The following is a 22709-nucleotide window of genomic DNA, read 5'->3' as shown; positions in this document are numbered from 1 at the left end:
GCGCCTCAGGCGGCCGCCTCCGGAGCCGGTGTGGTGAAGGTCACATCGCCGATCCAGTTGCGCTTTCTGCGCGCCAGGCGTGCGTCGAGGTCCTCGCCCTCGAACGACGCCGGCACCGGCCGCAGCAGCGACCGGTCCACGTTGCCGAAGCTGTTCACGTTCACGACCGCGTAGGTGCGCCCGTCCAGTTCGCAGGTCACGAGCGGCACCACGCCGCAGCGGCTGCAGACGTGGAAGCGGCCGGTGCCCGTTCCGAAGAAGTAGCCCGGATCGAGCGACGGGTCGCGCACCGTCACGCGCAGCGCGCCGGCGGGATTGGACGTCCACACGCCGCCGTGCTTGACGCAGAACGAGCAGCCGCAGGCGCGCGCCGCTATCTCGGCGGGGTCGGGCTCCCAGCTGAGGTCGAAGGAAATGTTGCCGCAGTGGCAGCCGCCCTGGATCAGCATGGCAGACCTCCTCGGTTCGGTCTCGGGACCGAGCGTTCAGATGTTGAAAGCGCGCCGCGACGCGGGTTGCACGACATCCACGTACTCGGGGTGCTTGCGCAGCCATCCGGCGATGAACTGGCACACCGGAATCACCGGCCGGCCTTGCGCCCGCGCCTCGTCGAGCACGTGCCGCGCGATCGCGGAGCCGACGCCCTTGCCTTCGTGCGCCGGCAGCACCTCGGTGTGCGTGAACATGATCGCGTTGCTCAGCAGGTTGTATTCGCAGTAGCCCGCGAGCTCGCCGCCGATGCTTGCTTCGTAGCGGTGCAGTTCGGGCTTGTCGGTGATCGTGATGTCCGTCATGCGTGTGTCCTGAGGTTCAGGGTTGGCGTGCGAGAAAGGTCGCGAGATTGGCCGCCGCCGTGGCGCGCACCTTGTTGCGCAGCATCGGCGACCAGCCCAGGAGCAGGCCCGGCGTGCCGAGCGCCTGCCGGGACCAGCGCCAGAAGTCGAAGCTGTCGCGCTGCGTCGCGATCAGGCCCTCGGGCGTGAAGGTGAAGCGCGAGTCGATCGCGTTGTCGACGATGCGGCCGGTCGCGCTGAAGAGGTAGTGCGCATCCCAGTGCGCCTGCCCGCTGGCCGCGTCGGCCTGCACGTCGCGGTAGCGGAGCTTCCAGACCGATGCGCCCTTGGTACGCGTGCCGCTGCACAGCATCTTCCACATGCCGCCGATCTGGCGCGCGCCGCGCAGCGAGAAGGCCTCGTCGTCGAAGCTCGCATCCGCGGCGTAGCACGCGGCCATGGTGTCCGCATCGAGCCGCGCGAAGGCGTCGTAGAAGCGGCGGATGGTTTGTTCGTTGCGCGCGGTGACCGTCATGGCTCAGGAGTGCAAGATTTCTGCCAGTGCTTGCAGGGCGTGGTGAACGGTGGCGGCACGCACGGCCGCGCGATCGCCGTCGAAGCGGCGGTGCTCGGTGCGTACCTGCCCGTCCACCGACCAGCCGAACCACACCGTGCCCACCGGCTTTTCCGGCGAGCCGCCGGTGGGGCCGGCGACGCCGGTGACCGCCACCGCCACCTGCGCCCGCGAGTGCCGGACTGCGCCCTCGGCCATCGCGCGCGCGACTGGCTCGCTCACCGCGCCGTGTGCCTGGATCAGCGCGGGATCGACGCCGAGCAGCTCGGTCTTGGCCTCGTTCGAATAGCTGACGAAGCCGCGCTCGAACCAGTTGCTGGAGCCCGACAGATCGGTGCACGCGCCGGCGATGAGGCCGCCGGTGCAGCTCTCGGCGGTGGCCATCATCCAGCGCTTGCGCTGCAGCAGGTCGGCGAGCGTCTGCACCAGCGCCGGTGTGTCGAGATCGGAAAGGGCGGAGGTCTGCGTCATCGTGGTCACCAGGCGCGAAGGACGGCGATCACCAGGAGCGTGCAGAAGGCCGCCACCAGATCGTCGAAGAGGATGCCGAATCCGGCTGCGCGCCAGCGCATCGTCTCGGGTGTCGTGTCCTTCTGCTTGAAGAGCTGATCGGCCCAGCCCACGGGACCGCGCTTGACCGCGTCGAACAAGCGGAAGAGCGCGAAGGCGAAGAGCTGCATGAGCAGCCCGGCCGGCATGACGAGCCAGAGCACGATCCAGAACGCCACCACTTCGTCCCACACGATATTGCCGGGGTCGGCCACGTTCATGTGCCGGGCGGTGACGGTGCAGGCCCACCAGCCGATCGGCAGCGACGCGAGGATCACCCAGCCGATCGCCGCGTGGGACAGCCAGAGCTGCATCGCCAGGTAGGCCGCCCACGCCCAGAGCGTGCCGAAGGTGCCGGGTGCGCGGCGCGGCAGGCCCGAGCCGAAGCCCAGGGCGATCAGATGCGCCGGATGTTCGAACATGAAGCGCACCGTGGCGCGGCGCGGTGAGAGGTCGGGCATGGCACCGGGTGGGGAAGCAGCGGACATGAGGGCGACAGTGTCGCCCATCTGCGGTCCGTTTGGCGTGCCGCCCGCCGGTGTCTTGCGCTCAGGCCGGCTGGAAGTGCTGCTCGATGCGCTGGGCGACCGCCTTCGGCGTGCGGCGCAGGGACTCGAGGGCGCAGGCGCCGAGGAACAGGCCTTCGAAATTCAGCTCCACGCTCGCGAAGTAGTGGCCGAGCGAAGCGGCCGCGTCGATCAGGCAGTGCTCGACCGACGCGAAGAAGCCGCCGGCTTCCTGATCGCCGATGCGATAGGAGTAGGCGTCTGATTCGACACGGCGGATCTCGAGCACGGGCTTCATGGCAAGGCAATCATCGGCACCCCGCCGCTGGCGGTAAATAGTCCATTTGGACCGGCCGGACTTCGCGCAGAATTCGCGGGTCATGCTGCCTGCCAGGATCCTTCTCATCGACGACCACGCCATGTTCCGCTGCGGATTGCGGATGGTGCTTTCGTCCGGAATCGCCGACGTGGAAGTGGCCGAGGCCGGCTCGCTGGAAGAGGCGATGAAGACCGGCATGGCCGATCCCGGTCTGGTGTTGCTCGACATCCAGCTCCACGGCCTGAACGGCCTCGAAGGCATCGCGCTCGTCAGGCGCAAGTGGCCCGATGCGCCGGTGGTCATCCTGTCTTCCGACGCCACGCCGCAGAGCGTGCGCCTCGCGCTGGATCGCGGGGCGGCGGCCTTCGTCTCCAAGGCAGAGACGGCCGACAACATCCTCGCGGTCATCGAGCAGCTGCGCCGCGGGCAGGAAGTCGAGACCCCGGTGCACGCCGATGCGCCGCCGGCCAGCGGCGGGCAGGCGCGTCAGCTGCTGACGCCGCGGCAGTTCGAGGTGCTCGACCTGCTGTGCCAGGGCCTGTCGAACAAGGTGATCGGCCGGCGTCTCGATCTGTCGGAGAACACGGTGCGCGGCCACGTGCAGGCGGTGCTCGCGGCGCTCGAGGTGTCGAGCCGCTCCGAAGCCGGCTTCGAGGCGCGCCGCCGGGGGCTCGTCTCCTGATGCGCAATCCGCTGCGCCTCGCCGAAGGGCGCACGCTGGTGGAGCAACTGCGCCTGCTGCTGGGCAACGTCGGCAGCTCGGTGGGTCCGACCATCCTCGTGGCGCTGCTGCTGGTGTGGGTGCTGTCGAACCCAAGCAACGCGACCGGGCTGCGCGTGTGGGCCGGCACGGTGATCCTGAGCAAGCTCTGGTGCGCGCGCGAGGCGCGGCGCATGCTGGCCATGGAGATCCCGCCCGAGCGGGCGCCGGGTCTCGTGTGGCAGCAGACGGTGCTCAACGCGGTCGACGGCGCGATCTGGGGCGCGCTCGCATGGGCCGCGCTCGGCACCACGACGCTGGCCGGCAGCGTGCTGGTGGTCGCGGTGCTCGCGGGCGTGGCCGGCAGTTCGATGTCCTCGCTGGCGCCGGTGCTGCCGGTGTTCATCGTGTTCGGCGCCGCCGAGCTCGCGGTGCTCGCCGCCAAGCTCTGGACGCTGGACGATCCGGCCTACAACGCGCTCGGCGTGGCCGGTCTGCTCTACGTCGCGACCCTGCTCGGGCAGGCGCGCAACAGCGCCAAGGCGGCGCTGGCGGCCATCAAGCTGCGCTTCGAGAACGTGGAGCTGATCGAGCGCCTGCGCGTCGAGACCGAGCACGCGCAGGCCGCGCACCAGCAGGCGGACGAGGCCAATCTCGCGAAGTCCAAGTTCCTGGCCGCGGCGAGCCACGACCTGCGCCAGCCGATCCACGCACAGGGGCTTTTCCTCGAGGTGCTCGCGCGCAGCAAGCTCTCGGCCTCGCAGCAGGACGCGCTCGCGAACGCGCGCGCCACCTGGCAGGCATCGGCCGAAATGCTCGACACGCTGCTCGATTTCTCGCGCATCGAGGCCGGCGTGGTCGAACCGCAGATGCAGGTGTTCCCGCTGCAGCCGCTCTTCAACAAGATCGAGAACGAGCTCGCGCCGCAGGCCGATGCGAAGGGCATCGTCTACCGCTCGCACGAAACCCATGTGGCGGTGCGCTCCGATCCGGCGCTGGTGGCGCTGATCCTGCGCAACCTGGTGTCGAACGCGATCCGCTACACCGAGCGCGGCGGCGTGCTGGTGGCCTGCCGCGAGCGCGAGGGCCGTGCGGTGATCGAGGTGTGGGACACCGGCATCGGCATCGAGGCCTCGCAGCACGAGGACATCTTTCGCGAGTTCCACCAGCTCGGCAATGCCGAGCGTGACCGGCGCAAGGGCCTGGGGCTGGGCCTCGCGATCGCGCAGGGGCTGGCGCGTGCGCTGGGCACCGCGCTCACGCTCGCTTCGCGGCCGGGGCGCGGCAGCGTCTTTCGCCTCGCATTGCCGACGGCCCGGATGGGCGTGGTGAGCCGCGGGGTCGAAGTCATTCCCGGCCATTCGCGTGTCTTCGATGTGCGCGTGCTCGTCATCGACGACGACGACGCGATCCGCGCCGGCATGCGCCAGCTCCTCACCGCCTGGGGCTGCGAGTGCGACGTGGCCGATTCCATCGAGGAGGCGCTGGCGCTCGCGCGGCTGCGCCCGCCGGGGCTCGTCATCAGCGACTACCGCCTGCGCGAACTGCGCACCGGCGCGGAAGCGATCGCGGCATTGCGCGCGGAATTCGGCCCCGCGCTGCCGGCGCTGCTCATCACCGGCGACACTGCGCCGCAGCGTCTGCGCGAGGCGCGCGCCAGCGGCGTGCCGCTCCTGCACAAGCCGGTGTCGCCGAACCAGCTCTACCACGGGCTGGTGTGCGTGCTGAACGAAGTCGAGCTGGACTCGTCCTTCGCCTTGCTCGACGCAACGCCCGGCTCGAGCCTGAAGCGGGCCTGAGCGCGCAGTCCGGGTGGCTGCGGCTACCTGAAGTGGTCGAAGGAGGCGTAGCAGTGCTGCGCGACCGGCTGGCCCAGCCCGTCGACGAGGCGCAGCCCCGCTTCCGCTTCGATGCGGCCGATGCGCGTGACGTGCACCGATGCGGCGCGGCCGGCCTGCTCGACCGCTTCGCGCGCCGACGGCGGTGCGGTGAAGGCGAGCTCGTAGTCGTCGCCGCCCGCGAGTGCGCAGGCGCGCAGGGTGTCGATGCCGAGATCGTTGGCGAACTCCTCGATCCCGACCAGCCCGGCAGCCGCGTCGGCATCGAGCGTCGCGCCCACGCCGCTGGCCTTGAGGATGTGGCCGAGATCGCCCACCAGCCCGTCGCTGATGTCGACCGCGGCGGACGCGATGCCGCGCAGCGCCTGCCCGAGCGCGACGCGCGGCGTCGGCTGCTCCATGCGCGCGCGTGCCCGCTCGAAGAGATCGCCCGGCAGGGACAGCGTGCCGCGAAACACCTCGAGCGCCAGTCGCGCATCGCCGAGCGTGCCGCTGACCCAGACGTCGTCGCCCGCCTTCGCGCCGGAGCGCAGCAGGGCGCCGCCGGCGGGCACTTCGCCGAACACCGTGATGCAGATGTTGAGCGGCCCGCGCGTGGTGTCGCCGCCGACCAGCTCGCAGTTGTGCAGGTGCGCCAGCGCGAAGAGGCCGCGCGAAAAGCCGGAGAGCCACTGTTCATCGACCGCCGGCAGCGCGAGCGCGAGCGTGAACGCGAGTGGTTTCGCGCCGCAGGCCGCGAGGTCGCTGAGATTGACCGCCAGCGCCTTGTGGCCGAGCCGCTCGGCGTCGACCGTGGAGAGAAAGTGCCGGCCTTCGACCAGCATGTCGGAAGAGACCGCGAGCTGCATGCCCGCGGCCGGCGCCAGCAGCGCGCAGTCGTCGCCCACGCCCAGCGGCGAGCGCTTTGCGGGGCGCCTGAAGTAGCGCTCGATGAGGTCGAATTCGCCCATGCTCATGTCGACCTCACGGCGCCGCGTTCCGGAAGCGCAGCGCCGACTGCCGCACCGTCTCGGCCAGCAGCTTCTCCTTGCCTTGCCGCTCGCGCAGCCAACGCGCGTCGTTGCGATTGGCCTCCACGCTGGTGCGCAGCGCCGCCAGGGCCTGCGTGGCGTTGAGCGCCTCGCTGTGCCATTCGAGTTGGGTCATGGTCATCAGGATATGGTCGCGCAGCGGCATGTGCTCGCCGCTCGCGGGATCGACGTAGACCGCATCGAGCCCGAAGCGGCAGGCCTGGAAGCGGTTGTAGGTGTAGACGAGGTAGTCGTCCTCCACCGGCGTGAAGGGCTGCTCCTGCAGGAACCACGCGGCGAGCGACTGCACGTAGCCCGCCAGCGCGGCGGCGCGCTCGACGGTCAGCGGCGTGTCGAAGACGCGGATCTCGATGGTGCCGAATTCGGGCTTCGGGCGGATGTCCCAGTAGAAGTCCTTCATGCTGCGCACCACGCCGGTCCGCGTCATGCGCATGAAGTAGTTCTCGAACTCCTTCCACGACAGCGTGAACGGCGCGCGGCCCGACAGCGGAAACGCGAACACCGAGTTGAGCCGCGCGGAATCGAACTGCGTGTCCTGCCCCTGCACGAAGGGCGAGGACGCCGACAGCGCGATGAAGTGCGGGATGTAGCGCGACATGCGATGCAGCATCAGGAGCGCCGCATCGGCATCGGGGCAGCCGATGTGCACGTGCTGGCCGAAGATGGTGAACTGCTTCGACAGATAGCCGTAGAGCTCGGACAGCTCGCGAAAGCGCGGCTTGTCGTAGATGCGCCGCTCGTGCCACTGCTGGAAGGCATGCGTGCCGCCGCCGACCACCGCGATGTTGAGCTTGTCGGCGTTGCGCACCAGCGCGTCGCGGATCGGCGTGAGCTGCGCGAGCACGTCCTCTGCCGAATGGCACACGCCGGTGGAGATCTCGATCATGCTGGAGGTCATCTCCGGCACCACGCTGCCCGGAAGCTGCGTCTGCGCCATGAGCCGCAGCATGTCCTCGGCATAGGGCGCGAGGTCGTAGTCGTGCGTGTTGACCAGTTGCAGCTCGAGCTCGACGCCGAGCGAGAGCGCGACCGACTTGTTGAAGCGCTCCATGTGCACCACGCGCCGGTTCGGCGTCGAGGGCATGTCGTCCGCGTTCGACGGCGGAGGCGGCGGCGTGCGCAGGCTCATATCGGCCCCCACGCTCGGCACTGCGTGTCCTCGCTGCCCCCCGAGGGGGCTTGAGCTTGCTGGGGGCGGCCCGGCGCTGCGCTCATCGTTGCGTGTCCTCCACGGCGCGGAAGGCCTCGGGAAACCAGGGTTTGGAACTCTCGCCAGCGCCGTGGATGGCGATCGTCGCGATCACCGCGCCGAGCACTTCCATCAGCAGGATCGCCGGCAGCGTGATCTGCGTGATCATCGCACCCAGGAGCGGCGAAGCGGTCACGAAAGCCGACGCGATCAGGAGGGCGATCGAGGACAGCGGCGACATCGCGCAGCCCACCCACAGGGCCTGCTTCCAGCTGGCGCCACTGCCCGGATTGGCGATCGCCACGCCGGCGATCTTGGCGAAGGCGCGCACGCCGATCATCGCCAGCACCATGCCCGCGACCGGCAGGCTCCAGTCGGCCTGCGCAGCCACGGTGGAGACGAGCACGAACATCATCATCGTGATCAGCGTGGCGGCGGTGCCGAGCTGGCGCGGCCACGTCCACGGCTTGGGGTTGAGCGCCTTCAGCAGCACCCCGCCGATGAGCGCCGCGAGCGGCGCGGAGCCGCCGAAGTGCGCCGCCAGCGCCGCGCCCGCGGCGATGATCGCGAGCAGCAGGATCGAGGTGTTCTCGCTGGTCGGGCTCATCACGCGCAGCGCCGAGCGCAGCGACAGCGCCATCAGCGCGCCGACCACGAAGGACATGCCGAGCACCACGAGCACCGGCTGCAGCTTCTGGATGAGTCCGAGCGGCGCATGCTCGATCAGCCCGGCCTGCGCATAGCCGAGCGCCAGCGCGTAGAAGGTGTTGAGCGTCGCGAGCGTCATCGCGCGTTCGGTCACCGGGCCCGAGGCGCGCGTGTCGATCACCACGCGCGTCAGCACCGCGGGCGAGGCGACGATCGCGATCAGCGCGACCGGGTTGGCCACCGGGTCGGGCACGTCGAGCCAGTGCAGCGTCCAGAAGACCCCGAAATAGGTCAGCGCCGATTCGAGGATGCTCTGCACCAGGATCATCGGGTTGTGGCGGAACCAGCGCAGCGGCAGGCGGCCGCCCGCCTCGAACAGCACGATCGCCACGCCGAGCTCGACCAGGAACAGGCTGATGCCCTGCAAGGGCCAGATCGCGCCTTCGAAGCCGGCGAAGCCCACCACGGTGCCGACGATCGAATAGCCGAGCACCTTCGGCATGCCGATGTAGCGCTGAACGAGGTGGCCGGCCGCTGCCGCGGCGGCCAGCAACAGGGCCCACAGGACCGTGGGCAGGCCGGCGGAAGGTCGGACCCACTCGGCCCAGAAACCCAGCAGATCACTGGTGAAGATAGACGTCATCAACCTGACTCGGCGGCGCAGGCCGCGAAACATCCAGAGCGCACGAGGGCGTTCATGGAGAAAGAAGAAACGTGCTTCAGTGCAGCACGCGCGGGGTGGGCATGCCGCCCCCCGCATCGGCTTCCAGCACGAACATGGGAATGGGCACGTCGAAGCGCTCCGCCCGTTCCGTCACGATGAAGAAACTGCCGTGCATGGTACCGGTCGATGCCTGCAGCCGGCAGCCGCTGGTGTAGCGGAAGGTCTCGCCGGGCGCGAGCAGCGGCTGCTGCCCGATCACGCCGAGGCCGGCGACCTCCTGCGTGTGGCCTGCGGCGTCCTGGATGAACCAGTGTCGGGCAATGACCTGCGCCGCCTGCCGGCCGTTGTTGGTGATCGTCACCGCATAGGCGAAGGTGTACACGCCGTCTTCGGGCGAAGACTGGTCGGGCAGGAATCGGGGCTCGACCTGCACGGTCATCGGGAAGCTGGACATCCCAAGCATCCTACATCGCCCCCGAGCTCCGGCATTGCGTCTCCTCGCGGCCAAGCTGCGACAATTCGCCCCCATGAGCAGCCCGTTCCGCATCGCCCCCTCCATTCTCTCGGCCGATTTCGCGCGCCTCGGCGCCGAAGTGAGCGACGTCATCGCCGCCGGCGCCGACTGGATCCATTTCGACGTGATGGACAACCATTACGTGCCGAACCTGACCTTCGGGCCCATGGTCTGCCAGGCGCTCAAGCCGCACGCAAAGGCGCCCGACGGCACGCCGGTGCCTATCGACGTCCACCTGATGATCGAGCCCGTCGATGCGCTCGCCGCGGCCTTCGCGCAGGCCGGTGCCGACTACATCAGCTTCCATCCCGACGCCTCGCCGCACATGCACCGCAGCATCCAGGCGATCAAATCGGCCGGCTGCAAGGCCGGGCTGGTGTTCAATCCCGGCGCGGGGCTCGAGGCGCTCGACTGGGTGATCGAAGAGATCGACCTGATCCTCATCATGAGCGTGAACCCCGGTTTCGGCGGCCAGAGCTTCATCGATTCCGCGCTGCGCAAGATCGAACTCGCGCGCAAGCGCATCGATGAAACCGGCCGCGACATCCGCCTCGAAGTCGATGGCGGCATCAAGACCGACAACATCGCGCGCGTGGCGAGCGCCGGCGCGGACACTTTCGTGGCCGGCAGCGCCATCTTCAACGCCAAGGACTACAAGGGCGTGATCACGGCGATGCGAGAGCAGCTCGACGCCTCGCTCAAGGCCTGAGCCTGCCCCGCGCCTCGTTCGCGCCATCGCGGGAAACACGGTAGGACCGTCCTCTGCCCCGTTGTAGGATGGCCGGCTGATGACCGACTCCACCGCCGCACTCACCGCCAACGATACGCTCCGCATCCACGCCTTCGGCGCGATCGAATCCGGCCCGAAGCTCATCGTGCTCGGCGGCGTCCATGGCGACGAGACTTGCGGCACCGCGGGCATCGAGCGCGCAGTGGCCGAACTCGATTCGGGCGCGTTGCGCCTGCTGCGCGGGCAAGTCACGATGGTGCCGGTCGCCAATCCGCTCGCGCGCCGGCGCCTGCGGCGCGAAGGCGAGCGCAATCTCAACCGGCTCTTCGAGCCCACCGCGCCGGGCCGGGCGCCGGCCGACTACGAGGCCCGCATCACCGACCTGCTGTGCCCGCTGCTCGACCGGCACGAGGTGCTGCTCGACCTCCATTCCTTCCAGAGCGCCGGTGAGGCCTTCGCGATGATCGGCCCGCGCGACAACCAGGGCACGCTGGAGCCCTTCGCGCGTGCCTTCGAGGAAGGCCAGCTCGCGCTGCACCTGCGCACGCCGCGCGTGGTCGAGGGCTGGCTCGACATCTACGCCGCCGGCGTCGCGCAACGCGCGGGCGGCAAGCCGGTCGATCCCGTGGAGGTGGCTTTCGGCAAGGGCACCAACGAATACATGCGAAGCCGCGGCGGCTACGGCGTCACGCTCGAATGCGGCCAGCACGAGGATCCGGCCGCGCCCGGCGTGGCCTACCAGGCGATTCTCTCGGCGCTGCGCCTGCTCGGCATGATCGCGCCCGATCCGGGCGCGGCCGCGCCGCCGAAGCCTTCGCTGCTGCGCCTCGTCAGCGTGGTCGATCGCTTCCACGAAGAAGACCAGTTCGTGCGCGAATGGGCCACCTTCGACCCCGTCTCGCGCGGCGATCCGATTGCGGTGCGCGAGGACGGCAGCATGGTCTACGCGGAGCGCGACGGCTTCATCGTGTTCCCGAACGCGGAGGCGTTGGCGGGGACCGAGTGGTTCTACTTCGCGGTGGACAGCGACAGGGATCTGACGCGGCCGAGCCGCTAGGCCTGCCGGACGCCTACTGCAGCGAGATCGCCGTGCTCGTGGGCGAGGCATCGAAGACGAGCGTCGAGGGCCAGGGCTGCCAGGAGACGCCCAGCACCGCCGGCGCATTGGGATCGCCCCGTCTGGCGAAGGCGCCCAGGCTCTTCATCATCGCGTTGGACAGGTCGAGACGGCCCGGCTTGTTGGCCGTCGAGTTCGCGATGTTCGAGAACAGCGACGGCCCGAAATTGCCGAAGATGAAGGGCAGGTCGAAGGCATGCGCGGCGCCATAGATGTCGTTCCACGGCGCCGGCTCCTCGTCCCAGTCGAAGCGGTAGTACCAGACCTCGTTCTGCTGCGCCTTGAGTGCGTTGAGCACGTTGTCGCGGCTCGCGATGAAGAAGATCTGGTTGAGCAGGTCCGTCCTCGCGTTGAAGCCCGTGACCGGTGTCGTCACCGGAAGGTAGACCGCCGGGATCCACTGCTGGATGGTGATCGTCGGCGGGGCGTCGGGGTTGTAGCCGAACTGCGTCGAGAACAGCGTGGCATCGCTCACCAGCCGGCCGCTCACGCCGCCGAGCGCAGGCGACAGCGCGAGGAAGGTGGGGAACAGCTTGGCCTCGTCGCGGGTGTTCCCCGCCAGGACCGGTACCCGCAGGTAGTTGCCGGCCTGGATCGCGGCGATCGGATTGACCGGCACCACGATGCCGTCGGGAATCGGGCCCGAGCCCGCCAGTCCGAGCGGCGCGAGCCGGGTCAGCAGCGTGGAGAGCAGCGTGGCCGGGCTCTTCGAGCGCAGATAGGCCGCGATCTGCGCCGGCGTCTGGCTGGCCACGTAGGCTGCGGCGGACGCGGCATCGGTGGCGAGGCCGTCGGCGATGAGCTGATTGGCGAGCAAGGCGCTGCCCTGGGCGGCATAGACCGATTGCGGATTGAGCGTCGGAATGCGCCCCGGCGCCAGATTGGCCGCCAGCGAGATGCCGCCGCTGAGCGGCACCAGGCGGTGGAAGAGCGGCTGACGGGCGCTCGTCACCAGCGGGGAGGTCTGCAGCGCATAGACGTTGATGGCGCCCGCTGACTGGCCCATCAAGGTGATGTTGCGCGGATTGCCCCCGAACGCCTCGATATTGCCGCCAACGAATTCGAGCGCCTTGACGATGTCGAGCAGCGCGAAGTTGCCCGAGTCGCCCACGCCGTTGGTGCCGGACTTGAACTGCGGCAGATCGAGGAAGCCGAAGATGCCGAGCCGGTAGTTCACGGTCACCACGACGGCATTCGCGGCCTTGGCGAGCGCGGCCCCGTCGTAGACCGGGTCCGCGGTGTAGCCCGACACGTCGCTGCCGCCATGAACGAAGACGATCACCGGCAGGCCGTCGCCGTTGCCCTCGTCCTGCCCCTGGTCGTTGTCCCTGTTGCCGCCCTGGCGCTTGTCCCTGGCCGGACGCCAGATGTTGAGGTACAGGCAGTCCTCGCTGCCCACCGCCTGGTTCAGCGTGGTGCCGATCGTCGCGTCGTAGCGGTTGTTGGCGCCGGGGCCGTAGATGCGGCCGTACTGCGCGCACGCGTTGGCGAACTGCTGGGTGGCCTTGGGCTGGCGCCACCGGTCCGGGTCGACCGGCGCCTTCCAGCGCAGGTCGCCGACCGGTGGCTTCGCGAAGGGCACGCCCTTCCAGGCCAGGGTCCCCGAGCGATCCGAATCGTCGATGCCGACGACCGTCCCGAAGCGCGTTTCGCGCTCGACGTCCGCGTTGCCGTGCGCCCAGCACGGCGTCTGAGAAAGAAGCGCGACACACCCCGCCACCAAGCCGGCCTTGAGCATCATGGTCTTGTCCCCTCCAGAAGGGCGCAACGGTAAGGGCTCGCGGGTGGAGGGGGCTACGGGGGGAAACCCGACTCGCTTCGATCAGCAGTCCAAATCCCTTTAAACAGACCTCAGCGATTGCGCGCATTACAATTCGGCTTTCAGTAAGGAGGCCTCGATGACAGAGTCCACCATCACCGTCAAGGGCCAAACCACGGTTCCCGCCGAGGTGAGAGCTTTGGTGCATGCCAAGCCTGGAACCCGGCTGGTCTGGTCCGTGATGCCGGATGGCACCATCATCGTTCGGGCCAAGACCAAGTCCATCCTCGACATGGGCGGCATGCTGAAAGCCCGGAAGGGCAAGCGCGTTGGCGTCGAGGAAATGAACCCCTGGCGCTGATGCCGGCGCTCGATACCAACGTCCTGATCCGCTACGTCGTGCAGGACGATGAAGCGCAGTTGGCCGCGGCTCGCCGACTCATTCGCAAGTGCGTAGCCAATGGAGAAACGCTTTTCGTGCCGGTGACGGTCACGCTCGAGATCGAGTGGGTTCTGCGCGCCAGTTTCGGATACCCCAAGGACGAAGTGATGGGGGCCTTGTCAAGCCTGTTTTCGGCGGCCGAACTGAGCTTCGAGTCGGAGCGTGCCCTTGAAGTGGCACTGCAGCTGTACCGCAACGGCACGGCCGACTTTGCCGACTGCCTGCACATCGCTCTGGCGGCACAGGCCGGCGAGTCGCCGTTGTGGACCTTCGACAGACGCGCGGCCAAGCTCGGCGGCGCGCAGATGATGGGGCGTTGACTTTGGTGAGGACCCTCAGCCGCGCTTGGTCGCAATCAACGGCTTCACGTTCGGTGCCTGCACGCGCGGCCGGCTGTCCTCGACCGCGGTGAGCGCCTCCACCTGCTGCATGCTCGCGAGGCTGCGCCGCGTGAGGTCCTGGTAGGTCTTCGTGCCTTCGAGCTTCCAGGCGATTTCCTGATCGCTCAGTTCGCGGATCACCTTCGCGGGCATGCCCGCGGCGAGCGAGCGCGGCGGGATCTTCTTGCCGGCGGGCACGAAGGCGCAGGCCGCGAGGATCGCGGCTTCGCCCACTTCGGCTTCGTCCATCACGACCGCGTTCATGCCCACCAGCGCATTGCGCCGCACGATGCAGCTGTGCAGCACCGCGCCGTGGCCGATGTGGCCGTTCTCCTCCACCACCGTGTCCTGCTGCGGAAAGCCGTGGACCACGCAGGTGTCCTGCAGGTTGGAGCCGCGTTTGAGCTCGATGCGGCCGAAGTCGCCGCGCAGCACGGCGCACGGGCCGACGTAGCACTCGGGCCCCACGATGACGTCGCCGATCAGCACGGCGGTGGGGTGCACGTAGGCGCTCGGGTCGATGACCGGCACCACGCCTTCGATGGAATAGCAGGGCAAGGTTGTCTCCTGTTGGCGGGGCTGTTACGGGCTGTTTCCAGCCAAGGGTTAACCCTGCGCAAGTTTGACTTGCATCAGGATTGGTGATGATCTTATGATTCACCGACCGGTCGGTCAACAATACTTTTGACACAGATCAAGACCCGCCCGGCGCCCGAATCCCGTTCCCACGACTGGAGACACAGCTTGTCCGACGCACTCGTCCTCGCCTCGCAGGACGGCCCGGTTCTGACGCTCACGCTCAACCGGCCCGCCGCGCTCAACAGTTTCAATGGCGCCATGCATGAAGAGCTTCGCGCCGCGCTCGATGCCGCGGCGGCGGATGCCGCCGTGCGCTGCCTGGTCCTCACCGGCGCCGGCCGCGGCTTCTGCGCCGGGCAGGATCTGGCCGATCCGATGGTCGCGCCGTCGCCCGCCGGCGAGCCGCCCAAGGACCTGAGCCGCGCCATCGCGCTGCACTACACGCCGCTCGTGAAGCGCATCAAGTCGATGCCGGTGCCGGTGATCGCGGCGGTCAACGGCGTGGCGGCCGGTGCGGGCGCGAACCTCGCGCTCAACTGCGATCTGGTGCTGGCCGCGCAATCGGCCAGCTTCATCCAGGCCTTCGCGAAGATCGGCCTCGTGCCCGACACCGGCGGCACCTGGCTGCTGCCGCGCATCGTCGGCCGCGCCCGCGCGCTGGGCCTCGCGATGCTGGGCGACAAGCTTTCCGCCGCCGAAGCCGAACGCATAGGCCTCGTCTGGAAGTGCGTCGACGACGCCGCGCTCGCCGAGGACGCCCGCAAGCTCGCGGAGCGCCTCGCCGCCATGCCCGTGAAGGCGCTGGCCGCCACGCGCGCCGCCATCGATGCCGCGCAGCACTTCACGCTCGACCAGGCGCTCGATCACGAAGCCGCGCTGCAGGCCGAGCTGGGCCGCGCGCACGACTACCTCGAAGGCGTGGCGGCGTTCGGCGCGAAGCGCGCTCCCCGATTCACCGACCGCTGATCCCCACGATGACCACTGAACACACTCCGCAGCAGACCGCCGACCTGGTCCGCGAACGCATGTTCGCCAACGACCGCGCCGCCCGCAGCCTCGGCATGGAAGTCACCGAAACCACGCCCGGCAAGGCGACCGTCACCATGACCGTGCGCCAGAACATGCTCAACGGCCACGACATCTGCCACGGCGGCCTGATCACCACGCTCGCCGACACCGCCTTCGCCTACGCCTGCAATTCGTACAACGAACTCACCGTGGCCTCCGGCTTCTCGATGGACCTGATGGCGCCGGGCCGCGAAGGCGACGTGCTCACCGCATGCGCGTTCGAAGTCTCGAAGGCCGGCCGCACCGGCGTCTACGACTGCGACATCACCAACCAGCGCAACGAGCGCATCGCGGTCTTCCGCGGCCGTTCCTACACCCTCAAAGGCAAGCCGGCCGTCGCCGCGTGAGCCGCCACCAGGAGACATCCATGCTCATGCCCGTGAAGCAACCCCGCCCCGGCGAGCTCGAAGCGATCGAGACCGCGAGCCGCGACCAGATCCAGTCGCTGCAAATCCAGCGCCTGCGCTGGACCCTCCAGCACGCCTACGACAACGTGCCGCACTACCGCAAGGCCTTCGACGACAAGGGCGTGCATCCGAGCGACCTGAAGCAGCTCGGCGACCTCTCGAAGTACCCGTTCACGACCAAGAAGGACCTGCGCGACAACTATCCCTTCGGCCTCTTCGCGGTGCCGCGCGAGAAGGTGTCGCGCATCCATGCGTCGTCGGGCACCACGGGCAAGCCCACGGTGGTGGGCTACACCCGCAGCGACATCGACACCTGGGCCACGCTGGTCGCGCGCTCGATCCGCGCCGCCGGCGGCCGCGCCGGCGACATGGTGCATGTGGCCTACGGCTACGGCCTCTTCACCGGCGGCCTCGGCGCGCACTACGGCGCCGAGAAGCTCGGTTGCACGGTGGTGCCGATGTCCGGCGGCCAGACCGAGAAGCAGGTGCAGCTGATCCGCGACTTCAAGCCCGACATCATCATGGTCACGCCGAGCTACATGCAGGTGATCGTGGAAGAGTTCGTGCGCCAGGGCCTTGACCCGCGCGAAAGCTCGCTCAAGGTCGGCATCTTCGGCGCCGAGCCGTGGACCGAGGCCATGCGCCACGAGATCGAAGGCAAGGCCGGCATCGACGCGGTCGACATCTATGGCCTCTCCGAAGTGATGGGCCCGGGCGTGGCGAGCGAATGCATCGAGACCAAGGACGGCCCGGTGATCTGGGAGGACCACTTCTATCCCGAGATCATCGACCCCGAGACCGGCGAAGTGCTGCCCGAGGGCTCGGAAGGCGAACTGGTCTTCACCTCGCTCACCAAGGAAGCGCTGCCGATCATCCGCTACCGCACGCGCGATCTCACGCGCCTGCTCACGCCCACCGCGCGCTCGTTCCGCCGCATGGGCAAGATCGTCGGCCGATCGGACGACATGCTGATCATCCGCGGCGTCAACGTCTTCCCGACGCAGATCGAGGAAATCGTGCTGCAGCACGCCAAGCTTTCCGGCCAGTACCAGATCAACGTCAGCCGCTCCGGCCTGCTCGACGAAGTGGAAGTGCGCTGCGAGCTGCAGCCGGCCGCTGCGTCGGCCGTCGATGCCGCCGAGCTGCGCGAGATCGCGGGCTGGCTGCAGCACCGCATCAAGACGCTGGTCGGCATCAGCACGCGCGTGCAGGTGCTCGCGCCGGACTCGATCGAACGCACGCTCACGGGCAAGGCCAAGCGCGTGAATGACCAGCGTCCGAAGTGACGCTGATCGACTGAACAAACCGAAAGGATCGCCATGTACACGCAAGCCATGGACACGATGGGCAAGGACCCCGCGGACGGCAAGAAGGCCGTGCGCTCGGCCGAGGAAATGCAGCTCGAGGAGCGCTTCGACGCGCGCATCGACGCCGGCGATTTCATCGAGGCCAAGGACTGGATGCCCGAGCATTACCGCAAGACGCTGCTGCGCCAGATCAGCCAGCACGCGCATTCCGAGATCGTCGGCATGCTGCCCGAAGGCAACTGGGTCACGCGCGCGCCGACGCTCAAGCGCAAGGCGATCCTGCTGGCCAAGATCCAGGACGAAGCGGGCCACGGGCTCTATCTCTACTCGGCGGCCGAAACGCTCGGCACTTCGCGCGACCAGATGCTGGAGGCACTGCACACCGGCCGCGCCAAGTACAGCTCGATCTTCAACTACCCGACGCTGAACTGGGCCGACATGGGCACCATCGGCTGGCTGGTCGACGGCGCCGCGATCATGAACCAGGTGCCGATCTGCCGCTGCTCCTACGCGCCGTATGCGCGCGCCATGATCCGCATCTGCCGCGAGGAAAGCTTCCACCAGCGCCAGGGCTTCGAGGCGCTGCTCACGATGATGCAGCAAGGCACCGAGGCGCAGAAGGCGATGGTGCAGGACGCGGTCGACCGCTGGTGGTGGCCGTCGATCATGATGTTCGGCCCGCCGGACGACCAGTCGCCCAACTCGGCGCAATCGATGCGCTGGGGCATCAAGCGCATCTCCAACGACGAGCTGCGCGCCAAGTTCATCGACGCCACGGTCGAACAGGCCAAGGTGCTCGGCGTCACGCTGCCCGACCCGGACCTCAAGTGGAACGAGGAACGCCAGCACTACGACCACGGCCCGATCGACTGGAGCGAGTTCTGGCGCGTCATCGGCGGCGACGGCCCGTGCAACCGCGAACGCCTCGGCGCGCGCGTCAAGGCATGGGACGACGGCGCCTGGGTGCGCGAAGCGGCGCTCGCCCATGCCGCCAAGCGCGCCGTGCCCGAACCCCTCGCCGCCTGACCCACGATCCAAGGAATACGACCATGAGCAACCCGAACCCGTCGAACACCGCCACCGAATGGCCGCTGTGGGAAGTCTTCGTCCGCAGCCGCTCCGGCCTCGACCACAAGCATTGCGGCAGCCTGCACGCCGCCGACCCGAAGATGGCGATCCAGATGGCCCGCGACGTCTACACGCGCCGCCAGGAAGGCACCAGCGTGTGGGTGGTGCGCTCCGACCAGATCGTCGCCAGCGACCCGGCCGACAAGGACATGTACTTCGATCCGATGGAAGACAAGGTCTATCGCCACCCGACCTTCTACAAGCTGCCGGGTTCGGTGGACCACATGTAAGGTGGCCGAGATGCAAGGTTCCATCGACATTCAACTCACACCTGCCGTGCAGTATTTGCTGCGCATCGGCGACACCTGCCTGATCCATGCGCAGCGCCTCTCCGAATGGTCCGGCCACGCGCCGATCCTGGAGGAAGACATCGCCATGTCGAACATGGCGCTCGACCTCATCGGCCAGTCCCGCGCAGTGCTCACGCTCGCGGGCCAGCTCGAAGGCCGCGGGCATGACGAGGACCAGCTCGCCTTCCTGCGCCAGGAGAAGGACTTCCGCAACCTCACGATGGTCGAGCTGCCGCGCGGCGACTTCGCCTTCACGGTGATGCGCAACGCGATGATGGCCACGCTCATGAAGCTGCTGTGGGAGCGCCTGCACGACTCCAGCAACGCCGACCTCGCCGCGATCGCCGGCAAGGCGGTCAAGGAAGCGCGCTACCACCAGCAGCATGCGGCCGACTGGGTCGTGCGCCTCGGCGACAGCACCGACGAAGCGCGCCAGCGCATCGAGCGCGCCCTGCGCGAGCTGTGGCTCTACGTACCCGAGCTCTTCGAGTCCGATGCGATCGACGAAGCCGCGAGCGCCGACGGCATCGGCCCGCGCTGGTCCGACCTGCAGGCCAAGTGGCTCGAAGAGATGAACGCCATCCTCGACGAAGCCACGCTGAAGCGCCCGGACGATGCAGCCTTCCGCAGCACCGGCAAGCGCGGCGTGCACAGCGAGCACATGGGCTATATCCTCGCCGAGATGCAGTACCTGCAACGCGCCTACCCCGGGGGCGTGTGGTGAACACCGAGGCCGCCATGGCAAAGCGCAGCGAACAGGCCTGGGACGTGCTCGGGGCGGTGCTCGACCCCGAGGTGCCGGCGCTATCGGTGCGCGACCTCGGGATCGTGCGCGACGTGGTCGAGCACGACGACGGGCTCGAAGTGGTGCTCACGCCGACCTATTCCGGCTGCCCGGCGACCGAAGTCATCGAGCATGACGTGCTCGCCGCGATCGAGAAGGCCGGCCTCGGGCCGGCCTACGTGACCCTGCAGCGCGCACCGGCCTGGACCACCGACTGGATCAGCGCCGAAGGCCGCCGCAAGCTCTTCGAATACGGCATCGCGCCGCCCGGTCCCGCGCCCGACGGCGCAGTGCCGATCCGCATCTTCGGCCGCAAGGCCGATGCAGTGACCTGCCCGCGTTGTGGCAGCAAGAACACGGAGCGTCTCTCCGCGTTCGGCTCCACGGCCTGCAAGTCCATGTATCGCTGCATCTCTTGCCGCGAGCCTTTCGAACATTTCAAGCCGATCTGAAGCGGCGGAGAGTCCCATGAGCGTCATGTTCCATCCCCTGCGCGTGCGCCAGATCGCACCCGACACCGACGAAGCAGTGATCGTCTCCTTCGACGTGCCCCCCGACCTGCGTGAAGTCTTCGGCTTCACGCAGGGCCAGTACCTCACCCTGCGCAAGGACATCGACGGGCAGGACCTGCGCCGCTCGTACTCGATCTGCGCCGGTATCGACGACGGCGAGCTGCGCGTCGGCGTGCGCAAGGTCAAGGGCGGCACCTTCTCGAAATGGATCAACGAGAAGCTGCAGCCCGGCGACACCATCAACGTGATGGCGCCGCAAGGCCGCTTCTTCGTGCCGATCGAGCCGGATGGGAAGCGCCACCACGTCGGCATCGTCGGCGGCAGCGGCATCACGCCGATCCTGTCGATCATGAAGACGGTGCTCGCACGCGAGCCGAACTCGCGCTTCACGCTGATCTACGGCAACCGCAAGCTGCAGTCCACGATGTTCAAGGAAGAACTCGAGGACCTGAAGAACCGCTACATGACGCGCCTGGTGCTGCACCATGTGTTCTCGGGTGAGCCGACCGATGCGCCGCTCAATATGGGCCGCATGAGCCGCGAGAAGCTCGGCGAGTTCCTCGCCAGCGTGGTGCCGGCCGGCAGCATCGACCACGCCTACATCTGCGGCCCGTTCCAGATGAACGACGAGGCCGAGGCCGCATTGCTCGCGGCCGGCGTGCCGGAAGAGCGCATCCACATCGAACGCTTCGGCGTCGCGACGCCCGAAGGCGCACCGGTGGGCGCGGTGATCCACGAGGCCAAGCCCGGCGATGCCGAGGTCGCGAAGATCGTCATCATCCGCGACGGCCTGCAGCGCGAGATCGAGTTCCGCAAGGACCAGCCGAGCATCCTCGACTGCGCATCGGCCTCGGGCCTCGAAGTGCCGTTCTCGTGCACCTCGGGCGTGTGCGGCACCTGCCGCGCGAAGCTCGTCGAAGGCGAGGTGCGAATGGAGCGAAACTTCGCACTCGACAAGAACGAGGTCGCGGCCGGCTTCGTCCTGACCTGCCAGGCCCATCCATTGACAGAGAAGGTGGTCCTCTCATTCGACGAACGATAGAACAAGGAACCCCATGGCCCGTGGACGCTCACCCGGTTACGACGATCAGCGCGAGATGATCCTGGAGCATGCCGCGCAGCTCTTCGCCAACCGCGGCTATTCCGCCACCTCGATGAACCAGGTGGCGGAAGCGTGCGGCTTTTCCAAGGCCTTGCTCTATCACTACTACCGCGACAAGTACAGCCTGCTCATCAGCATCGCCGAGAACCATGTCTCGCGGCTCGAAGGACTCGTGACCGATGTCGAGGCGCAGAAGCTCGCGCCGGAAGCGCGCCTGCGCGAGCTCATCCGCCGCTTCGTGCAGGAATATGCCGGTGCGCGGCATGCGCATCGGGTGCTGACCGAGGACGTGAAGTTCATGGAGCCGGACGACCGCGAGCGCGTGCTCGATACGCAGCGCAAGGTGGTGTCGGGCTTCGCGCGCGCGGTGACCGAACTGCGGCCCGACCTGCAGGGCGCCGCGCTCGCCAAGCCGCTGACCATGCTGCTGTTCGGCATGATCAACTGGATGTTCATCTGGATGCGGCCCGATGGCGAGCTCGACTACGACGCCATGGCCCCGGTGGTGGCCGATCTCTTTCTCGGGGGTCTTCCCGGCGTGAAGATTCCCCAGCGCATCGTGCACGTGGACGCATAGAAGCCAGCTCACTTTTTCATCAACCACCAAAACGGAGACATGCTCATGAAACACCTCAAGCCCCTCGCGCTGATCGCGGCCCTGCTGGCCTCGGCGCTCGCGCACGCCGACATCAACGTCGGCGTCACCGTCTCGGCCACCGGCCCGGCTGCCTCGCTCGGCATTCCCGAGAAGAACACCATCGCGCTGATGCCCAAGACCATCGCGGGGCAGAAGATCAACTACATCCTGCTCGATGACGCCAGCGACACCACCGCGGCCGTCAACAACACGCGCAAGCTGATCTCCGAGAACAAGGTGGACGTGATCCTCGGCTCCACCACGACGCCGAACTCGCTCGCGATGATCGACGTCGCCGCCGAGAGCCAGACGCCGATGATCTCGATGGCCGCGTCGGCCCGCATCGTCGAGCCGGTGGATGCCAAGAAGCGCTGGGTCTTCAAGACGCCGCAGAACGACATCATGATGTCGCTCGCGATTGCCGAGCACATGGCCTCCAACGGCGTGAAGACGGTCGGCTTCATCGGCTTCTCCGACGCCTACGGCGAAGGCTGGTACCAGGAATTCGCCAAGGCGGCGGACCTCAAGAAGCTGAAGATCGTCAGCAACGAGCGCTATGCGCGCACCGACACCTCGGTCACCGGCCAGACGCTCAAGCTGATGTCCGCCAAGCCCGACGCGATCCTCGTCGCCGGGTCCGGCACGCCGGCCGCGCTGCCGCAGAAGAGCCTCAAGGAGCGCGGCTACACCGGCAAGCTCTACCAGACGCACGGCGTTGCCAACGCCGACTTCCTGCGCGTGGGCGGCAAGGACGTCGAAGGCACCTTCCTGCCGGCCGGCCCGGTGCTGGTCGCCGACCAGCTGCCCGCCAGCAACCCGGTGAAGAAGTCCGCGCTGGCCTATGTGGCGGCCTATGAAGCGGCGAACGGCAAGGGCTCGGTCTCGACCTTCGGCGCGCATGCCTGGGACACCGGCCTCCTGATGGCCGCGGCCGTTCCGGTCGCGCTCAAGAAGGGGCAGCCTGGCACGCCCGAGTTCCGCTCCGCGCTGCGCGATGCGCTCGAGCAGGTCAAGGAACTGCCCGGTGCGCACGGCGTGTTCAACATGACGCCCAACGATCACCTGGGCCTCGACCAGCGCGCCCGCGTGATGGTCAAGATCGAGAACGGCGCCTGGAAATACCTCCCGCCGAGCCCCTGAGTCGCATCTGATCGATTGACCA

28 protein-coding genes are annotated in these 22709 nt (G+C 68.1%); 16 read left to right on the top strand and 12 right to left on the bottom strand.

Going from position 1 to position 22709, the window contains the following annotated elements:
* Positions 1 to 5: 5 nt before the first annotated feature.
* The 6 genes from VAR608DRAFT_RS35075 to VAR608DRAFT_RS35050 all read right to left on the bottom strand — a co-directional run bounded on the left by VAR608DRAFT_RS35075 (position 6) and on the right by VAR608DRAFT_RS35050 (position 2700).
* Positions 6 to 449, bottom strand: a complete 444-nt coding sequence (locus tag VAR608DRAFT_RS35075; protein WP_088958244.1) for a GFA family protein — start codon at positions 447 to 449, stop codon at positions 6 to 8.
* 36 nt (positions 450 to 485) lie between these two features.
* On the bottom strand, positions 486 to 794 hold the full coding sequence (locus tag VAR608DRAFT_RS35070; protein WP_088958243.1) for a GNAT family N-acetyltransferase: 309 nt from the start codon (positions 792 to 794) through the stop codon (positions 486 to 488).
* A 16-nt stretch (positions 795 to 810) separates the two neighbouring features.
* Positions 811 to 1308, bottom strand: a complete 498-nt coding sequence (locus tag VAR608DRAFT_RS35065) for a nuclear transport factor 2 family protein (RefSeq protein ID WP_088958242.1) — start codon at positions 1306 to 1308, stop codon at positions 811 to 813.
* A gap of 3 nt (positions 1309 to 1311) precedes the next feature.
* A complete protein-coding gene (locus tag VAR608DRAFT_RS35060) occupies positions 1312 to 1818 on the bottom strand; it encodes a CinA family protein (protein WP_088959157.1) in 507 nt (168 codons plus the stop codon).
* A gap of 5 nt (positions 1819 to 1823) precedes the next feature.
* On the bottom strand, positions 1824 to 2357 hold the full coding sequence (locus tag VAR608DRAFT_RS35055; RefSeq protein WP_088958241.1) for a phosphatidylglycerophosphatase A family protein: 534 nt from the start codon (positions 2355 to 2357) through the stop codon (positions 1824 to 1826).
* An 88-nt stretch (positions 2358 to 2445) separates the two neighbouring features.
* Entirely contained in the window at positions 2446 to 2700 is a 255-nt protein-coding gene (locus VAR608DRAFT_RS35050) for a hypothetical protein (protein ID WP_088958240.1), read from the bottom strand.
* A gap of 82 nt (positions 2701 to 2782) precedes the next feature.
* Between VAR608DRAFT_RS35050 and VAR608DRAFT_RS35045 the strand changes: the two genes are divergently transcribed.
* Positions 2783 to 3403: a response regulator gene (locus tag VAR608DRAFT_RS35045; protein ID WP_088959156.1), complete on the top strand. Its 621-nt coding sequence runs from the start codon at positions 2783 to 2785 to the stop codon at positions 3401 to 3403.
* Positions 3403 to 5220, top strand: coding sequence for an ATP-binding response regulator (locus VAR608DRAFT_RS35040; protein WP_088958239.1), 1818 nt, complete (start codon positions 3403 to 3405; stop codon positions 5218 to 5220). Before VAR608DRAFT_RS35045 ends, VAR608DRAFT_RS35040 begins: the two co-directional genes overlap by 1 nt.
* Before the next feature lie 23 nt (positions 5221 to 5243).
* Here the strand turns inward: VAR608DRAFT_RS35040 and thiL are convergent, their stop codons facing one another.
* The 4 genes from thiL to apaG all read right to left on the bottom strand — a co-directional run bounded on the left by thiL (position 5244) and on the right by apaG (position 9245).
* The gene (gene thiL, locus VAR608DRAFT_RS35035; protein ID WP_088959155.1) at positions 5244 to 6209 is read right to left on the bottom strand and encodes a thiamine-phosphate kinase; all 966 of its coding nucleotides are present in this window, start codon (positions 6207 to 6209) and stop codon (positions 5244 to 5246) included.
* 13 nt (positions 6210 to 6222) lie between these two features.
* Positions 6223 to 7347 (bottom strand): YbdK family carboxylate-amine ligase, encoded by a 1125-nt coding sequence (locus VAR608DRAFT_RS35030; protein ID WP_088959154.1) that lies wholly within the window; start codon positions 7345 to 7347, stop codon positions 6223 to 6225.
* 154 nt (positions 7348 to 7501) lie between these two features.
* Positions 7502 to 8770, bottom strand: a complete 1269-nt coding sequence (locus tag VAR608DRAFT_RS35025) for a cation:proton antiporter (RefSeq protein WP_088959153.1) — start codon at positions 8768 to 8770, stop codon at positions 7502 to 7504.
* Between the two features lie 76 nt (positions 8771 to 8846).
* The gene (gene apaG / locus VAR608DRAFT_RS35020) at positions 8847 to 9245 is read right to left on the bottom strand and encodes a Co2+/Mg2+ efflux protein ApaG (protein WP_088958238.1); all 399 of its coding nucleotides are present in this window, start codon (positions 9243 to 9245) and stop codon (positions 8847 to 8849) included.
* A 73-nt stretch (positions 9246 to 9318) separates the two neighbouring features.
* Here apaG and rpe point away from each other — a divergent pair, with 73 nt between their 5' ends.
* Positions 9319 to 10014, top strand: a complete 696-nt coding sequence (rpe, locus tag VAR608DRAFT_RS35015; RefSeq protein ID WP_088958237.1) for a ribulose-phosphate 3-epimerase — start codon at positions 9319 to 9321, stop codon at positions 10012 to 10014.
* A gap of 79 nt (positions 10015 to 10093) precedes the next feature.
* Positions 10094 to 11092, top strand: a complete 999-nt coding sequence (locus VAR608DRAFT_RS35010) for a succinylglutamate desuccinylase/aspartoacylase domain-containing protein (protein ID WP_088958236.1) — start codon at positions 10094 to 10096, stop codon at positions 11090 to 11092.
* 13 nt (positions 11093 to 11105) lie between these two features.
* Here the strand turns inward: VAR608DRAFT_RS35010 and VAR608DRAFT_RS35005 are convergent, their stop codons facing one another.
* Positions 11106 to 12893 (bottom strand): carboxylesterase/lipase family protein, encoded by a 1788-nt coding sequence (locus VAR608DRAFT_RS35005; RefSeq protein ID WP_088958235.1) that lies wholly within the window; start codon positions 12891 to 12893, stop codon positions 11106 to 11108.
* A gap of 157 nt (positions 12894 to 13050) precedes the next feature.
* On the opposite strand from VAR608DRAFT_RS35005, the gene VAR608DRAFT_RS35000 reads away from it, so the two are divergent.
* Together VAR608DRAFT_RS35000 and VAR608DRAFT_RS34995 are read left to right on the top strand one after the other, a co-directional pair.
* Entirely contained in the window at positions 13051 to 13272 is a 222-nt protein-coding gene (locus tag VAR608DRAFT_RS35000; RefSeq protein ID WP_088958234.1) for an AbrB/MazE/SpoVT family DNA-binding domain-containing protein, read from the top strand.
* Complete coding sequence (locus VAR608DRAFT_RS34995; RefSeq protein WP_088958233.1) at positions 13272 to 13673, top strand: PIN domain-containing protein; 402 nt, start codon at positions 13272 to 13274, stop codon at positions 13671 to 13673. Before VAR608DRAFT_RS35000 ends, VAR608DRAFT_RS34995 begins: the two co-directional genes overlap by 1 nt.
* A gap of 15 nt (positions 13674 to 13688) precedes the next feature.
* Here VAR608DRAFT_RS34995 and VAR608DRAFT_RS34990 read toward each other — a convergent pair whose 3' ends face one another.
* Positions 13689 to 14291, bottom strand: coding sequence for a phenylacetic acid degradation protein PaaY (locus VAR608DRAFT_RS34990; RefSeq protein ID WP_088958232.1), 603 nt, complete (start codon positions 14289 to 14291; stop codon positions 13689 to 13691).
* 186 nt (positions 14292 to 14477) lie between these two features.
* Here VAR608DRAFT_RS34990 and VAR608DRAFT_RS34985 point away from each other — a divergent pair, with 186 nt between their 5' ends.
* Genes VAR608DRAFT_RS34985 through VAR608DRAFT_RS34940 form a run of 10 tightly spaced genes read left to right on the top strand, consistent with a single transcriptional unit; the run spans position 14478 to position 22687 of the window.
* Positions 14478 to 15278 (top strand): enoyl-CoA hydratase-related protein, encoded by an 801-nt coding sequence (locus tag VAR608DRAFT_RS34985; RefSeq protein WP_088958231.1) that lies wholly within the window; start codon positions 14478 to 14480, stop codon positions 15276 to 15278.
* A gap of 8 nt (positions 15279 to 15286) precedes the next feature.
* Complete coding sequence (gene paaI, locus VAR608DRAFT_RS34980) at positions 15287 to 15727, top strand: hydroxyphenylacetyl-CoA thioesterase PaaI (protein ID WP_088958230.1); 441 nt, start codon at positions 15287 to 15289, stop codon at positions 15725 to 15727.
* Positions 15728 to 15753: 26 nt separating this feature from the next.
* On the top strand, positions 15754 to 17073 hold the full coding sequence (gene paaK / locus VAR608DRAFT_RS34975; RefSeq protein ID WP_088959152.1) for a phenylacetate--CoA ligase PaaK: 1320 nt from the start codon (positions 15754 to 15756) through the stop codon (positions 17071 to 17073).
* A gap of 33 nt (positions 17074 to 17106) precedes the next feature.
* Positions 17107 to 18120: a 1,2-phenylacetyl-CoA epoxidase subunit PaaA gene (gene paaA / locus VAR608DRAFT_RS34970; protein ID WP_088958229.1), complete on the top strand. Its 1014-nt coding sequence runs from the start codon at positions 17107 to 17109 to the stop codon at positions 18118 to 18120.
* 23 nt (positions 18121 to 18143) lie between these two features.
* A complete protein-coding gene (paaB, locus tag VAR608DRAFT_RS34965) occupies positions 18144 to 18452 on the top strand; it encodes a 1,2-phenylacetyl-CoA epoxidase subunit PaaB (RefSeq protein ID WP_088958228.1) in 309 nt (102 codons plus the stop codon).
* Positions 18453 to 18462: 10 nt separating this feature from the next.
* The gene (paaC, locus tag VAR608DRAFT_RS34960) at positions 18463 to 19236 is read left to right on the top strand and encodes a 1,2-phenylacetyl-CoA epoxidase subunit PaaC (RefSeq protein ID WP_088959150.1); all 774 of its coding nucleotides are present in this window, start codon (positions 18463 to 18465) and stop codon (positions 19234 to 19236) included.
* 14 nt (positions 19237 to 19250) lie between these two features.
* Entirely contained in the window at positions 19251 to 19748 is a 498-nt protein-coding gene (gene paaD, locus VAR608DRAFT_RS34955) for a 1,2-phenylacetyl-CoA epoxidase subunit PaaD (RefSeq protein ID WP_088959151.1), read from the top strand.
* 16 nt (positions 19749 to 19764) lie between these two features.
* Positions 19765 to 20850: a 1,2-phenylacetyl-CoA epoxidase subunit PaaE gene (gene paaE / locus VAR608DRAFT_RS34950; protein WP_088958227.1), complete on the top strand. Its 1086-nt coding sequence runs from the start codon at positions 19765 to 19767 to the stop codon at positions 20848 to 20850.
* A 13-nt stretch (positions 20851 to 20863) separates the two neighbouring features.
* Positions 20864 to 21487: a TetR/AcrR family transcriptional regulator gene (locus VAR608DRAFT_RS34945; RefSeq protein WP_088958226.1), complete on the top strand. Its 624-nt coding sequence runs from the start codon at positions 20864 to 20866 to the stop codon at positions 21485 to 21487.
* A 45-nt stretch (positions 21488 to 21532) separates the two neighbouring features.
* Positions 21533 to 22687, top strand: a complete 1155-nt coding sequence (locus VAR608DRAFT_RS34940) for an ABC transporter substrate-binding protein (protein ID WP_088959149.1) — start codon at positions 21533 to 21535, stop codon at positions 22685 to 22687.
* Positions 22688 to 22709: the final 22 nt, after the last annotated feature.

Source organism: Variovorax sp. HW608 (genome assembly GCF_900090195.1).
Classification (GTDB): Bacteria; Pseudomonadota; Gammaproteobacteria; order Burkholderiales; family Burkholderiaceae_C; genus Variovorax.
This window is presented reverse-complemented; position numbering and strand designations above follow the sequence as displayed.

Excerpts from the sequence above, each read along its gene's own strand:
- VAR608DRAFT_RS35075 (WP_088958244.1), bottom strand. The coding sequence starts at position 449 with ATGCTGATCCAGGGCGGCTGCCACTGCGGCAACATTTCCTTCGACCTC.
- VAR608DRAFT_RS35070 (WP_088958243.1), bottom strand. The coding sequence starts at position 794 with ATGACGGACATCACGATCACCGACAAGCCCGAACTGCACCGCTACGAA.
- VAR608DRAFT_RS35065 (WP_088958242.1), bottom strand. The coding sequence starts at position 1,308 with ATGACGGTCACCGCGCGCAACGAACAAACCATCCGCCGCTTCTACGAC.
- VAR608DRAFT_RS35060 (WP_088959157.1), bottom strand. The coding sequence starts at position 1,818 with ATGACGCAGACCTCCGCCCTTTCCGATCTCGACACACCGGCGCTGGTG.
- VAR608DRAFT_RS35055 (WP_088958241.1), bottom strand. The coding sequence starts at position 2,357 with ATGCCCGACCTCTCACCGCGCCGCGCCACGGTGCGCTTCATGTTCGAA.
- VAR608DRAFT_RS35050 (WP_088958240.1), bottom strand. The coding sequence starts at position 2,700 with ATGAAGCCCGTGCTCGAGATCCGCCGTGTCGAATCAGACGCCTACTCC.
- VAR608DRAFT_RS35045 (WP_088959156.1), top strand. The coding sequence starts at position 2,783 with ATGCTGCCTGCCAGGATCCTTCTCATCGACGACCACGCCATGTTCCGC.
- VAR608DRAFT_RS35040 (WP_088958239.1), top strand. The coding sequence starts at position 3,403 with ATGCGCAATCCGCTGCGCCTCGCCGAAGGGCGCACGCTGGTGGAGCAA.
- thiL (WP_088959155.1), bottom strand. The coding sequence starts at position 6,209 with ATGGGCGAATTCGACCTCATCGAGCGCTACTTCAGGCGCCCCGCAAAG.
- VAR608DRAFT_RS35025 (WP_088959153.1), bottom strand. The coding sequence starts at position 8,770 with ATGACGTCTATCTTCACCAGTGATCTGCTGGGTTTCTGGGCCGAGTGG.
- apaG (WP_088958238.1), bottom strand. The coding sequence starts at position 9,245 with ATGTCCAGCTTCCCGATGACCGTGCAGGTCGAGCCCCGATTCCTGCCC.
- rpe (WP_088958237.1), top strand. The coding sequence starts at position 9,319 with ATGAGCAGCCCGTTCCGCATCGCCCCCTCCATTCTCTCGGCCGATTTC.
- VAR608DRAFT_RS35010 (WP_088958236.1), top strand. The coding sequence starts at position 10,094 with ATGACCGACTCCACCGCCGCACTCACCGCCAACGATACGCTCCGCATC.
- VAR608DRAFT_RS35005 (WP_088958235.1), bottom strand. The coding sequence starts at position 12,893 with ATGATGCTCAAGGCCGGCTTGGTGGCGGGGTGTGTCGCGCTTCTTTCT.
- VAR608DRAFT_RS35000 (WP_088958234.1), top strand. The coding sequence starts at position 13,051 with ATGACAGAGTCCACCATCACCGTCAAGGGCCAAACCACGGTTCCCGCC.
- VAR608DRAFT_RS34995 (WP_088958233.1), top strand. The coding sequence starts at position 13,272 with ATGCCGGCGCTCGATACCAACGTCCTGATCCGCTACGTCGTGCAGGAC.
- paaI (WP_088958230.1), top strand. The coding sequence starts at position 15,287 with ATGACCACTGAACACACTCCGCAGCAGACCGCCGACCTGGTCCGCGAA.
- paaK (WP_088959152.1), top strand. The coding sequence starts at position 15,754 with ATGCCCGTGAAGCAACCCCGCCCCGGCGAGCTCGAAGCGATCGAGACC.
- paaA (WP_088958229.1), top strand. The coding sequence starts at position 17,107 with ATGTACACGCAAGCCATGGACACGATGGGCAAGGACCCCGCGGACGGC.
- paaB (WP_088958228.1), top strand. The coding sequence starts at position 18,144 with ATGAGCAACCCGAACCCGTCGAACACCGCCACCGAATGGCCGCTGTGG.
- paaC (WP_088959150.1), top strand. The coding sequence starts at position 18,463 with ATGCAAGGTTCCATCGACATTCAACTCACACCTGCCGTGCAGTATTTG.
- paaD (WP_088959151.1), top strand. The coding sequence starts at position 19,251 with ATGGCAAAGCGCAGCGAACAGGCCTGGGACGTGCTCGGGGCGGTGCTC.
- paaE (WP_088958227.1), top strand. The coding sequence starts at position 19,765 with ATGAGCGTCATGTTCCATCCCCTGCGCGTGCGCCAGATCGCACCCGAC.
- VAR608DRAFT_RS34945 (WP_088958226.1), top strand. The coding sequence starts at position 20,864 with ATGGCCCGTGGACGCTCACCCGGTTACGACGATCAGCGCGAGATGATC.
- VAR608DRAFT_RS34940 (WP_088959149.1), top strand. The coding sequence starts at position 21,533 with ATGAAACACCTCAAGCCCCTCGCGCTGATCGCGGCCCTGCTGGCCTCG.